This window comes from Clostridium sp. AF02-29 (genome assembly GCF_934835585.1).
Lineage (GTDB): Bacteria > Bacillota > Clostridia > Lachnospirales > Lachnospiraceae > Otoolea > Otoolea fessa.
The window spans coordinates 1-12,579 of sequence record NZ_CAKVZK010000025.1; the positions used below are offsets into that span (position 1 = coordinate 1).

The following is a 12,579-nucleotide window of genomic DNA, read 5'->3' on the forward strand; positions in this document are numbered from 1 at the left end:
ATTCACCCCAATCTCTAATATATCTTCAAATGCAATAATGGTCGGCAGCTCTTTGTCGGTATTATTTATAAAACCTGTGTAAATTCGCAGTTCTTTGCTTATCGCATACACGGAGCTGGAGATTTTCGCTGAGGAAAATCCTCCGAAGCGTGTAAACCGTCCAGAGGCCTGTGGTCTACGCCATCTTGCGTTCTGCGTTGATAGCGTGGAGCAGACGGTGAATGAAATGGCGGAGGTAGGCATTGAATGCGAGCCAATCCGCGTGGATGATTACACCGGCAAGAAGATGACTTTCTTCCACGACCCGGATGGACTGCCGCTGGAGCTGCATGAGTAAAATGAAGAAAACCAGAAAGCCCGGTGGTGGCCGGAAGAAGCTGAAGCCGGAGTATGATGCCGGGAAGAATCTGAAAGAGCAGATGGATGCTGCTGTGGCACTTTATGGGGAGGAATGCTCCCTCCAATCCATCGCAGATGCGCTGAACCTTAACCCTATCAAAGTAAGAAAGCTCCTCATCACGGCAGGTGTGTATGAATCAGAAGTGGCGGAGAAGGTGCAAGCTACCTTTGAAGAATACCGTGAAACACAAGACTACAAAACCTCCATACTCTCAACTGCAAACACCCTGAAACTTTCCAAAGTCTCTGTTACTTCGTATCTGCCATATCAGAAAGGCGTGTACTTCCCAAGTACAGAAAAGGAGAAGATCAGTGTTGGGGCAGAGCGGCAGCGGAGATACAGAGCAATGAAGCGATGGAGGGCTAATCCGACAGAAGAAAACTTCTAGGGTGTGGTTCTGACCTATGCTGGAGTGAAATTTAAGATCTACTCCGGGTTGCCATTCTCTTACGAAATTAAAAAGGGCAGGAATGGCGAGTATACAAAAGAACTGTGGATCGACCGCCGAGAGAAGAGTAAAAGTCTGGCGTGGAGTTCTATAGTTTTGGCGCTGAAGAATATTAAAGGGGAGGTAGTAGACCGCCCGAAAGCTCTGGGTGATATCCGGGGAATGACCTACATATACGGAATGTTTTATCGGTTCGGACTGATTGATGTGCCGGACAAGGTAAAGGAGAAGATGGGCCGTCTAAAAGACCGCAACTCAAAGTAATAAAACGTATTATGTATGGCAGAAATAGTTTTGAATTATTGAAGGCAAAAGTACTGCTTCATGAACAATTTCGCTGTGAAATCAACTAAGTGTGGAAAGAGCCCTTACTGCCTTTTTATCGTTATGTTCTAAAGCAAAAACCAGACAACCGTGCTTATATTACGAACGAAATAAGCACAATCGTCTGGTGGTAAGGCATAGAAATCCCCCAGTCGTACACAACTGGGGGAGAAAGAAGGTGGCCCGGAGGTCATCTTCCCGGCCTCGGACCTCGCAAGGTTACCGAAACCTGATCACTGTTGAAAGTATAGCCGATGTAGTAGTGCTAGTCAAGCAGAAAGAAAACTTAGGCAGTCTTTTTAGAATTGCAATAGTCATAGAGATTCAGAAGATAGTCGGGGCTTTCTCTCCAAATTCCGGTATCATAGTCGAAAAGTGTTTTATATACCTTTGAATTTATGAAGCGTAACAGTGCATCTTCATAGGACATAGTATCACGCAAAGCGAGTTCTTTGACCGTATCGCGCATGAGACTGACAGCACAGCTTTCTTTCTGCGTATCTGTGAAGTTATAGTTTGACATCTCCATAGCGGTCACTCCTTATATATTCAAGATGATTAACGGCGTCCTGCGTGCGAAAACAGAAGTGGTCTTTTAGGCGATTGGGAAGAAGTTTTTCAATAGCTATTTTGTCTGCTTTCGGTGTGCCGGGGATACCAAAGTCAACGCCACCGATATACTGCTGTAAGGTGTGGGCTGTTTGGTCATCTGCAATTTTTCCACCGATGATGTCGATGGTGCCGTATTTTTTCAAAAGTTGTGGGAACAAATCCTTTTTTCGGTTTTCTGCTACAAAATGAAGCCATTCAACAGAGGCTCCTTGGAAACAGTAAGCTAATATGTTGGGATCGTAGTGGAATTTGTAAACAGATATCTGTCCGTCTTCCGGGTTGAAATCTTTTGGAAGGATGCCATTGAAGCTACCAAGGAAAAGCTGGCAACTCTGAAGACTGCCTCACAGCAGGCCAATGAGCAGCTTGCCAATGGTGAGATCACCCAGCAGCAGTATGCTGCTCTTCAGCGTGAGATCGTGGAGACCGAACAGAATCTGCGATCCTTACAGGATCAGGCGGCTACTACCAATGCGACTCTTGCCAAAATCGATGAAGCCGGAGAAAAGCTCCAGAACATCGGGTCTTATGTGGAGAATGTCGGTAAGAAGTTCCTGCCGGTGATTGCCGCTGTAACGGGTCTTGGTACGGCAGCAGTAAAAACCGCAGCCGATTTCGATTCCGAGATGAGTAAGGTATCTGCCATTTCCGGTGCGACCGGGGATGACTTTGACCAGCTCCGTGCGAAAGCCCGTGAGATGGGTGCAAAGACCAAGTTCTCTGCATCCGAGGTGGCTTCGGCGATGGAATACATGGCCATGGCCGGATGGAAGACTTCTGACATGCTGAACGGCATCGAGGGTATCATGAACCTCGCGGCGGCATCCGGTGAAGACCTCGCCACGACTTCGGATATCGTCACGGATGCCCTTACCGCTTTCGGTTTGTCTGCGGCGGATTCCGGGCATTTTGCAGATATTCTTGCAGCTGCTTCTTCCAATGCGAACACCAATGTCAGCATGATGGGCGAGACGTTCAAGTACTGTGCACCTATCGCCGGTGCACTGGGGTTCTCGGCAGAGGATACCGCAGAAGCCATCGGTCTCATGGCAAACAGTGGTATCAAGGCTTCTCAGGCCGGTACTTCGTTGCGATCCATCATGAACAACCTTGCCGGTGAAGTGACCTTTGTCGGTGAGAATATTGGCGAGGTCACAATTGCTACCAGTAATGCGGATGGCAGTATGAGAAGCCTGAACGATATCCTCGCAGACTGTCGTGTGGCTTTCTCCGGTTTGACCGAATCGGAAAAAGCATTCAATGCAGAGGCACTGGTCGGCAAGAATGCCATGTCCGGCTTCCTTGCCCTGATGAATTCCAGCGAAACAAAACTATTGATAACACGATATATCGTATGAAGCTAGTACAACGTAAAACGCAAACAGTATGAGGGGAAAGTGAATGATGAAAGGAAGGCTTTAAGGCGGTTCACGAGTATCTGGTGAATGGCGGAAAGTCCTGCATGGCAGGTTTTGTTTTGAAGAATACCTTGTCTGATAATGGCGGTGTGACGCGTGGTGTCTGCAAGATGGACGGGCAGAGCAATCTGACGGAAGTGGTGGAGACGAAAAATATTGTGAAGACGGAAAATGGAGCGGAAACGGATGGCGTTTCTATTGATACGGATTCACTGGTTTCCATGAATATGTGGGGGCTGACGCCGGATTTCCAGGATGTGCTGGAAGCTGGTTTTAAGGAGTTTTTTGAGAAGGAAGTGCCGCAGAATCCTATCTGATTCCTATCTTTATTGGTGAACTGCTGAAGCAGGGGAGAATCTCTGTGAAGGTGCTGAAAACGAATGATATCTGGTATGGCATGACTTATAAGGAGGATGTTGGCGCGGTAAGGGAAAGTTTTAGGAAGATGTTGGAGGATGGGGTGTATAAGGCGGAGCTGTTTGAGAACTTGTGATATACTGGAGAGCTGCCGCATTTTGGTGCGGCAGCCTTGCTTATTTAGGGGAAAAGGGAAATTATGGATTGCTCTGGAATTTAAGCAATTCCTGTGGAATTCGGTTTAAAGTAGCTGCCAAAAAAGACCCCATACCGATTGCCACAGTGGAGACAGATATATTGACTGCGGTCTCACCGAAGAGAAAACCTAACAGAAGGTAAAAGCCAAACGCAACAACACCTTGAAGCAAGCATTCACGGGCGGTATAATATATATCAGAATAAAGAGCATTATTATTATCGGAAGGCTTCTTTATAAGACTGGGCAGTCGGTTTATCAGCCAATAGGTCAGCATATAGGAGAGTATTCCCCGGTAAATCGTGTTTGTAGCAATTGCTTTTTGGGCAAAAAACATGATAGTAATGTAGAGAGTTATCCCGCAGATGGCCTTGATGAATAGGAGAATGCAGTCATTACACCAGCGGCGGGTTTTCTCCGTAAGAGATGGATCAGGAGCCGGAGCTAAAAAGTCCAAAGGCTGGGCGATAAATTCCTGGGAGAAGCTGATAAACAGTTCTAAGAATATCGAGAGAGCCAGACTGATTACGATGGAAATGACCAGATAACAGCTTCGGGGGTAGCTTCGGTGTGCGAAAAGTACCGTTAAGGTATGGGCGAGCAGAGGATTGTCATACTGACTGGCAACGGAGGCATCGGAAAGGTCAGTGAGAGCTGCTAAATCTCTGTCACGCTGAGCTTCACGTTCGGTCTGATATTCATGGAGTTTCTGCTGAAAGTCCTTCTCGAACTCCTGTTCTCTCTCCGCGTATTCACTGGCTGTCAGTGAAGCGGAATCCTGCAGAAAAGCTAACTTCTGTTTAGCGAGACTGGAAGTTAAATTGGAAGAGGTGAAACTATTCAGGTTTTCGAACGCAGTTTCTTTACTTGCCTGATAGGGAGCGATACGCTGGGATTTTTCCATAGCTAAACTCTGTTGTTTCTGCGAAATGTCTTCCTCACAGGACTGGGTGATTTCTGCTATTTGGGCATTGACAGAATCCGAGCTGTAGGAAGCCAAATCGAGAGCATTAATGGAAAAAATGATCGAGCAGGCAAGGGAAATTAATGTGGGGATCAGTACCAATACCCCGACTTTCCGTGTAAAGTGTTTTGAGAAAGAGGGTGATGCCTCATGAAGTTTGCCGTTCAGATAGTGTGAAAATATTTTTGTGTATTCGAGAGGGATCACAAATAAAAGGGCAAGCAGAGATGGGGAAATAAAAATCTGCTGCACGGAGGTGAACAGGCTGATAAATACGCTGTACTCGATAGTTGCAGATGTAACAGCTGCGAGCAGTCCGCTACAAATGAAGAGAATTGTTAAGATGGGGATAAATACATGATTGATCATAGTTTTGATGAGCTCCATATTGCGTAACCTCCTTGGTAAAAAATGTTTTTGCTAAGACTAGAATACTATATGAAAGGTAGTTCGACAATGTGTGAATGATGTGTTCATGAAAAATTGTTGTTACTATTGGAAATGAGTTATATAATTATAAGAAAATGGAGGGGTAACATGAAAAGTAATCAAAATTACCAGAATATCAGTAATGAACTGGATGATATTTTTAGAAGAAATTTAAGAATGTTATTGTCGGCTTGCGGATGGACACAGATGAGCTTTAGCGAAGATATGCCTAGAAAAACGATATCACTGGGAAGGTCGAGCGTGAATAAAATTTTAAATGGAAAACAACGTGTTTCTGCAGCATTTTTACTAGGCTGCTGTGATTATTTTAAAATTCCTGTGCATGAAATGGTTTCACTGGAATTTAATCCTGAAAAATATATAAATGCTGAAAATGTAAAATATACGAATTACGTAGATATAAATAAATTAAATGAACGGCACGAAGAAGTATTGGTGAAGGAAAAACAGGAGGAGCCAAATCCAGAGCTTATGTTAGCACATGGAAAAAATTTGATAACAAATCCTGAGCACGCTCTGTTTCAGGGCTATCTACAGGAGTATTATTGTTATTATTGTCCGACTAATTCGAAGGAAAATAAGGATAAAAATAAAATATTAAAGGGGATCTTAAAACTGCAGAAAGCAGGAAAGTGGTGCCAAGCAACTTTAACAATAAATACAGGGAAAGTAAATAAGGAGGGGGAGATTAATTACAAAACATATATGGGATATGCAGCAATTACCGCGTATGGAACAGCATTGAGCTGTAATATGTATAGTGATGAGCTTGATGAATTTTGCTTTTTGATGTTTCGGCTTTTTAAAATTAATTTTGGTGCCCAGGATTTCCGGATTGCAGAGGTGTTGTCCACTTCTTCTGCATCAGAGACGCGACGTCCCACAACCCACCGGATGCTTCTGAGCAGGGAAGAACTGCGGAATGAGGATTTACAAGCAATATTGCCTGCGCTGGAATTAAACTATTCGACAATTGCGGTAGTGAAAGAAAACATGAAATTGCTTTGTGAGCGCTCGGAAGTTTATAGGGAAATAGTAAATAAAATTATGAGTGAGTTTCAAGAAAATGAAATTTATTTTCTGACAGAATCAGATGTAAGAAATATTGCTAAGAAATGTTTAAAATCATCTGCGGAAGTGAATGAGTTTATCATGCAGTTGAGAAAAATGGCGTATTCGTATAGATACAATAAGATTGGAAATAAGGCAGATGAGATGCCGCGGGATATATTACTGGCTAGAGGGTATTATAAGACGGAGGATAAGGGAAAATCTGGGATGGTATAATTTTATAGGGGCTACTGCATTCTGGTGTGGTAGCCCTGTTTGCTTATATTGCCCTAAAAAGTCAGTATGCAACTTTTGAGACTGCTTATAAGCAGATGAAAATTCTATAATTGTGCAAGTTACGGTTAAACGGTGCAGCCATTCTATTTCGAACGGTGCGGGGCACCGCTATGTTGGCACGCAGTGCCACTGGTGAGGTTAATACAGTTATTTATCTGTATCCCGCATGCTGATTCCATTCATTTTTAAACGATAACAGTGCCGTTTGTCAGTGAACCGGGTAAGGCATGCATCTGCATAGGTATGTTCCTTTCTTAGGACAACTACAAAAAACTGAATATTCTTGTGCGATGAGAGCCACCATTCCGGAGAATGAGAGCCATATATTCCGGTATCTCTACACAGTACTACTTTATATGCCGGACTACAAAAATGAGCCCGCAGGTATAGAAAAGCTGTTACCGTGGGGCGACTTTATAAAGGAACGCTGCAGTGGATTGATTGATGTTGAAAATCAAACACCTGAACACCATGAACCACTGCCTGTTTAAGGCGAAGGATACCAAGGGGGCAGTGGGCAATACGGTGGATTATTCATCGCTTACCGTTGCTTAACTTACTGACATTGGTTCACGGATAGACACTTTTGGAACCGAAAGTGCCGTAAGAAAACGTGGTGGCAGCAGGAATTCACCATATTTAAATGCGAAGCCACGGCAAATTCCGTTACTGGGCACGTATGCGTGAACAGTAACAGTACTCAATTTTGGGGATTGCCTATAAGCAGGAGAAAACGGTATAATTGAGGAAGGCAGTTGGGTATAAGGGGTACAAGTGGTGGAGATGAAAAATATTGTGAAGACGGAAAGAGGGGCTGTTGCATGCTTGTGAGTTAGTGATTTATGGGTATCATGATAAAACAAAAACAATAATTGGAGAACCTCATTGGAATTTTGGAAAATATTGTTAGATGATATAAAAGAACCGGTTTCGTACCTTCCCATGGGAGTCGGAGCGGCGATTATGATGCTTTTGTTATTGCGGCTGGTTGCCGGGGAGAAGGCATGGAAGCGACCGCAGGTGTATTATTATTTTTTATTGGGTGTATATGAAACGGTTGTGTGGATTCAGGCGTTTTTTTCGCGGGAGTCGGGTTCCAGAACGGGGATTGACTGGCAGCTGTTTGAGACATGGGGCAGAACCTGGCAGTCCAGGGCATATATGGTTGAGAATGTGATTATGTTTCTTCCGCTTGGAGTTTTGCTGCCGTTGGCAGAAAGGCGGTGTGCCAAATGGTGGAAGATGCTTTTGATCAGTATGCTGTTGTCGATGATGATCGAGGGGATGCAGCTTGTGACAGAAAGAGGATATTGCCAGCTGGACGATGTAGTTATGAATACATTGGGCGGTTGTCTGGGATATGGGGTGATGCGGATAATCGATGCGGTGCATCGCCGTTTGCATCATTCATAGAGGGCTGCGGTATTTGTTTCAAGGTTATGGCAAATCCATATCATAGGGGAAGGCAATACGAGAACAACGGCAGTGTTCTTCATTAAATATTTAAGGACACTTGGGTTTTCTGCAACTAATGATATTTTTACGGAAAATGCGTGGTATTTCCGAAATGCACTTGTTCGTGCAAACTATACGAACCTGCAAAAAGGCATGAGGTGTTTGGAAGAAGTGCAGTTATGGAGCTTCTTGAGCTGAAAGGTTCAGGTGCTTCAAAACTTCTTTCCAATTTGGTAAAGGCAGACATTATTGAACCAGTATCCGGTCATGGAAAAGGAAAATATAAATTCAAGAAGTAGTTTAGATATTGTAGAATTTCCGCTCATCGAGTGGAAATTTTGCTTAATATGATAGAGATATTTTCCAGAAATCCGGATTTCATTATATTGGAAGATGATACAGTTCTCACACCGCTTCTGATAGATGATGAAATATCTAGTTTGTCGGCAATCCTTTTAAATGAAGCGTATTATGAGTTGCTAAAAACCGGACAAAAGATGGTTGATGGCATTCCGGTATTAAGTCCGACTTGCCTGATACCATTTAAGGCGAAAGCGTGGCTGGATTTAAAAGAACGCAAGTTAAATGGAGATCAGGTTGACAGCAAAAATATAAAGAAACATAAAAACGATGTGTTCCGATTAGCACTGTTAATCACAGCCAATGGGCTACACACTCAGCGCAAGAAGTATTGAGAATTTGCTGGCAGTCGGCTATAATGAGATCGAGAACATATGCGTGCAGAGGGGCGATGAATAGTCATCGACTGTGTGCATAAATATGATTAATTTTGGGGGTTTTATGGGGGCTGAAAGCAAAACGAGGATGACAGAGGGAAGTATCTCTAAGAAGATTATTTTATTTGCCATACCATTGTTTCTGGGGAATCTGTTTCAGCAGCTGTATAATACAGCGGATTCTCTGATTGTAGGTAATTATCTTGGCAGCAATGCGCTGGCAGCAGTCAGTTCGTCAGGAAACCTGATTTTCCTGATGGTAGGTTTTATTAACGGTATTGCCATGGGAGCAGGTGTGGTAATTGCCAGGTATTATGGGGCGAAAAACAAGGATTATCTCCAGCGAGCGATTCATACAACCACAGCCTTCGGTCTGGTGGCCGGAATCACACTGACGGCTGCGGGAATGTATCTGGCACCGAAGATTCTGGTACTGATGGGAACACCGGCAGATGTACTTCCAGAATCGATTGTATATTTTCAAACCTATTTTGCAGGTTCTCTGGGTGTAGTCATGTACAATATTTTCGTTGGAATCCTGCAGTCGGTGGGGGACGGCCGCCATCCGCTGCTCTATCTGATTATTTCCTCCTGTGTGAATGTGGTGCTGGATATCTTCTTTATCGCAGGACTTGGCATGGGAGTGGGCTCTGCAGCCCTGGCAACGGCTATATCCCAGTTTGTCAGCGCGATTCTCTGTATGGTGCATCTGATGCGGGTGAAGGAAGATTACCGGCTGGAGCTTAGGGAGATTCGTTTTGACAGACATATGCTGAGGCAGATTATTCAGAATGGTGTACCTTCCGGTTTCCAGAACTCAGTCATTGCCATAGCCAACGTGTTTGTACAGTCCAACATCAATGCATTCGGTAAAATGGCCATGGCAGGCTGCGGAGCTTATTCTAAGGTAGAGGGTTTTGCCTTCCTGCCGGTGACCTGCTTTACTATGGCGATAACTACCTTTGTGGGACAGAATCTTGGGGCAAAGCAGTATGACAGAGCAAAGAAAGGTGCGAAGTTCGGTATCCTCTGCTCCATCTCCATTGCAGAACTGATTGGTATCACCATATATACGGCAGCACCGGTGCTGATTGCAGCATTCAACCGTGATCCGGATGTGATACATTATGGGGTGATGCAGGCCAGAACCATTGCGTTGTTTTATTGTTTATTGGCATTTACTCACTGTATCGCGGCTGTACTCCGGGGTTCCGGCAATGCTGCCGTGCCCATGATCGTTCTGCTCTGTGTATGGTGTCTGTTCCGTGTCAGCTACATCACACTGGCAGTGCGTCTGATTCCGGATATCCGGGTCATATTCTGGGCATACCCACTGACCTGGAGCATCAGCTCCGTGATTTTCCTGTTTTTGTTTTTAAGGGGAAATTGGGTGCATGGATTTGAGAAGAGGCCGAAGAAGGGATAGGTTTTTATTATATCATATGTGAAATGGTTGTTTTGAGTGGTGGACAGCTGCTTACCGGAAATGATGCAGCTGTCAAAAAAATTTCTCGCAGAATCAAGTACAAAAGGATTTCGAGACCACATGAAAGTGACAGGGAGGTAACCAGATTAATGAATTATGCAGAATGTTTAGAACTGGCAAGAGGAAAAATGGGAAATTACTGCAAGGCCTGTCCGGAATGCAACGGAAGAGCCTGCAAGAATCAGATGCCGGGTCCGGGAGCCAAAGGAATCGGAGATACGGCGATTCGGAATTATGACAAATGGAAGGAAATCCGTGTCCAGATGGATACACTGGTGGAGAAACGTCCCATCGATACCTCTCTTTCGTTGTTTGGAAAGAATTTTCAGTATCCGTTTTTTGCAGGTCCGGTGGGAGCCGTGAATATGCATTACGGCGATTCACTGAATGATGTTTCTTACAATGATATATTAGTTTCTTCCTGTGCAGAGTTTGGAATTGCTGCTTTTACAGGAGACGGAATGGACAGCAATGTGATGGTGGCTGCCACGGAAGCTATCAAAAAGGCAGGGGGACTGGGAATTCCAACAGTGAAGCCATGGAATGTGGAAATGGTTCGTGAAAAGATGGCGCTTGTCAAGGATGCAGGTGCTTTCGCGGCTGCCATGGATATCGATGCGGCAGGTCTTCCATTTTTGAAAAATTTCAATCCGCCGGCCGGAAGTAAATCAGTGGAGGAACTTCGTGAGATCGTGAAGGCAGCAGGAGTACCTTTTATTGTAAAAGGAATTATGACGGTAAAAGGTGCTTTGAAGGCTAAAGAGGCCGGTGCAGCAGCTATCGTGGTATCTAACCATGGAGGAAGAGTCCTGGATCAGTGCCCGGCAACTGCAGAAGTTCTGGAGGAAATAGCAAAGGCAGTGGACGGTTCCATGAAAATCTTCGTGGATGGCGGAATCCGTTCCGGCACCGATGTGTTTAAAGCATTGGCACTGGGGGCAGATGCGGTTATCATAGCCAGACCTTTCGTCACAGCTGTCTATGGCGGAGGCCGAGAAGGGGTCGAAGCTTATATCCAGAAGATTGGAAGTGAGCTTGCAGATACCATGGCTATGTGCGGCGTATCTTCCCTTGCTGAAATTACCCGCGACTGTGTGAGAGTGTAAAAAAGTAAACTATCAAATATAGCAAAAATTAGTAGAAAGGGTGAGTGGTATGCGTTTTAAGCGAGTGTTTGTAATTGTACTTGATTCCCTGGGAATCGGTCCCATGGCAGATTCTGCGAGATTTGACGATGCCGGTGCGGATACGCTGGGGCACATCTCAGAAACAGTGGAACATCTGGATATTCCGAATCTGCAGAGATTGGGACTTGCCAATCTCAAGGCCCTTAAGCAGGTAAAGCCGGCAGAACATCCGGAAGGATATTTTATGGCGATGAATGAGGCAAGCAATGGTAAGGATACCATGACCGGTCATTGGGAGATGATGGGAATCCGGACGGATAAGCCATTTATCACATTTACAGAACATGGATTTCCCAAGGAACTGATTGACGAACTGGAAAAGCGCTGCGGCAGAAAGATAATCGGCAATAAGGCAGCCAGCGGAACGGAGATTCTGGAGGAGCTGGGTGAACAGGAAGTGAATGAAGGAAAGCTGATTGTCTATACATCAGCGGATTCTGTGCTTCAGATCTGTGGCAATGAGGAGACCATGGGACTGGAAACTCTGTATCATTACTGTGAGATCGCCAGAGAACTGACCATGCGGGATGAGTGGAGAGTTGGCCGTGTTATCGCAAGACCCTATGTGGGCAAAAAGCGCGGCGAATTTAAACGGACAAGTAACCGCCATGATTATGCTTTGAAACCCACCGGACCGACGGCGCTGAATGCCCTGAAGGATGCCGGATATGATGTGATTTCCGTTGGAAAGATTAACGATATCTTTGTGGGAGAAGGGATAACAGAAAGCAATCATTCCGACAGCAGTGTACATGGCATGCAGCAGACCATCGATATCGCAAAGCGGGATTTCAAGGGACTTTGCTTTACCAATCTGGTAGATTTTGATGCGTTATGGGGACATCGCAGAAATCCGGTGGGATACGGGGAAGAGATCGAAAAATTTGATAAAAAGCTGGGAGAGCTTCTGCCGCTGCTCCGTGAGGACGATCTGCTGATTCTGACGGCGGATCATGGAAATGATCCAACCTACAAGGGAACGGATCATACGAGAGAGCAGGTCCCATTTATTGCGTATTCACCGTCGGATACGGAAAGTGGGAAGCTTGATACCAGTGACACCTTTGCCGTTATCGGCGCGACCATTGCGGATAATTTCGGTGTCAGAATGCCGGAGGGGACCATCGGAACTTCTATTCTGGATCAGATAAAATAAATGACATTGGACTTGAAGTTAAAAACAGAAAGGCGGCGATTA

At 45.0% G+C, this 12,579-nt stretch carries 13 protein-coding genes and 2 pseudogenes; 12 read left to right on the plus strand and 3 right to left on the minus strand.

All coding sequences use genetic code 11. From position 1 onward, the window contains the following. Positions 1 to 112: 112 nt before the first annotated feature. The 3 genes and pseudogenes from PUQ60_RS07515 to PUQ60_RS07525 form a co-directional block, all read left to right on the plus strand. Positions 113 to 337 (plus strand): annotated as a pseudogene (locus PUQ60_RS07515) (VOC family protein); the annotation flags it as partial. A gap of 1 nt (position 338) precedes the next feature. Next, a complete protein-coding gene (locus PUQ60_RS07520; protein ID WP_243176557.1) occupies positions 339 to 788 on the plus strand; it encodes a hypothetical protein in 450 nt (149 codons plus the stop codon). A gap of 156 nt (positions 789 to 944) precedes the next feature. After that, positions 945 to 1,112: a hypothetical protein gene (locus PUQ60_RS07525; RefSeq protein WP_243176556.1), complete on the plus strand. Its 168-nt coding sequence runs from the start codon at positions 945 to 947 to the stop codon at positions 1,110 to 1,112. Between the two features lie 346 nt (positions 1,113 to 1,458). Here PUQ60_RS07525 and PUQ60_RS07530 read toward each other — a convergent pair whose 3' ends face one another. Both PUQ60_RS07530 and PUQ60_RS07535 read right to left on the minus strand, forming a co-directional pair. Further along, positions 1,459 to 1,701, minus strand: coding sequence for a hypothetical protein (locus tag PUQ60_RS07530; protein ID WP_273482895.1), 243 nt, complete (start codon positions 1,699 to 1,701; stop codon positions 1,459 to 1,461). Next, positions 1,682 to 2,083 (minus strand): DUF3990 domain-containing protein, encoded by a 402-nt coding sequence (locus PUQ60_RS07535; RefSeq protein ID WP_337955627.1) that lies wholly within the window; start codon positions 2,081 to 2,083, stop codon positions 1,682 to 1,684. The genes PUQ60_RS07530 and PUQ60_RS07535 overlap by 20 nt, the downstream gene beginning before the upstream one ends. On the opposite strand from PUQ60_RS07535, the pseudogene PUQ60_RS07540 reads away from it, so the two are divergent. From PUQ60_RS07540 to PUQ60_RS11465, 3 genes and pseudogenes are all read left to right on the plus strand, one after another. After that, positions 2,081 to 3,106, plus strand: a pseudogene (locus tag PUQ60_RS07540) (phage tail tape measure protein); the annotation flags it as partial. The gene PUQ60_RS07535 and the pseudogene PUQ60_RS07540 sit on opposite strands and share 3 nt — an antisense overlap. Positions 3,107 to 3,246: 140 nt before the next feature. Further along, the gene (locus PUQ60_RS11460) at positions 3,247 to 3,519 is read left to right on the plus strand and encodes a hypothetical protein (protein WP_337376214.1); all 273 of its coding nucleotides are present in this window, start codon (positions 3,247 to 3,249) and stop codon (positions 3,517 to 3,519) included. 44 nt (positions 3,520 to 3,563) lie between these two features. After that, positions 3,564 to 3,695, plus strand: a complete 132-nt coding sequence (locus tag PUQ60_RS11465) for a nucleotidyltransferase (protein ID WP_333493374.1) — start codon at positions 3,564 to 3,566, stop codon at positions 3,693 to 3,695. 61 nt (positions 3,696 to 3,756) lie between these two features. Here the strand turns inward: PUQ60_RS11465 and PUQ60_RS07550 are convergent, their stop codons facing one another. Beyond that, positions 3,757 to 5,106: a hypothetical protein gene (locus PUQ60_RS07550; protein WP_273482896.1), complete on the minus strand. Its 1,350-nt coding sequence runs from the start codon at positions 5,104 to 5,106 to the stop codon at positions 3,757 to 3,759. 150 nt (positions 5,107 to 5,256) lie between these two features. Between PUQ60_RS07550 and PUQ60_RS07555 the strand changes: the two genes are divergently transcribed. From PUQ60_RS07555 to PUQ60_RS07585, 6 genes are all read left to right on the plus strand, one after another. Next, the gene (locus tag PUQ60_RS07555) at positions 5,257 to 6,456 is read left to right on the plus strand and encodes a helix-turn-helix transcriptional regulator (protein WP_118293294.1); all 1,200 of its coding nucleotides are present in this window, start codon (positions 5,257 to 5,259) and stop codon (positions 6,454 to 6,456) included. A 945-nt stretch (positions 6,457 to 7,401) separates the two neighbouring features. Then, positions 7,402 to 7,929: a VanZ family protein gene (locus tag PUQ60_RS07560; RefSeq protein ID WP_118293292.1), complete on the plus strand. Its 528-nt coding sequence runs from the start codon at positions 7,402 to 7,404 to the stop codon at positions 7,927 to 7,929. A gap of 389 nt (positions 7,930 to 8,318) precedes the next feature. Beyond that, positions 8,319 to 8,666 (plus strand): hypothetical protein, encoded by a 348-nt coding sequence (locus PUQ60_RS07570; RefSeq protein WP_273417135.1) that lies wholly within the window; start codon positions 8,319 to 8,321, stop codon positions 8,664 to 8,666. Between the two features lie 106 nt (positions 8,667 to 8,772). Continuing rightward, entirely contained in the window at positions 8,773 to 10,134 is a 1,362-nt protein-coding gene (locus tag PUQ60_RS07575) for an MATE family efflux transporter (RefSeq protein ID WP_273417134.1), read from the plus strand. Between the two features lie 149 nt (positions 10,135 to 10,283). Then, entirely contained in the window at positions 10,284 to 11,300 is a 1,017-nt protein-coding gene (locus PUQ60_RS07580; protein WP_186854973.1) for an alpha-hydroxy-acid oxidizing protein, read from the plus strand. Between the two features lie 49 nt (positions 11,301 to 11,349). After that, positions 11,350 to 12,537, plus strand: coding sequence for a phosphopentomutase (locus PUQ60_RS07585; protein ID WP_270252399.1), 1,188 nt, complete (start codon positions 11,350 to 11,352; stop codon positions 12,535 to 12,537). Positions 12,538 to 12,579 lie beyond the last annotated feature (42 nt).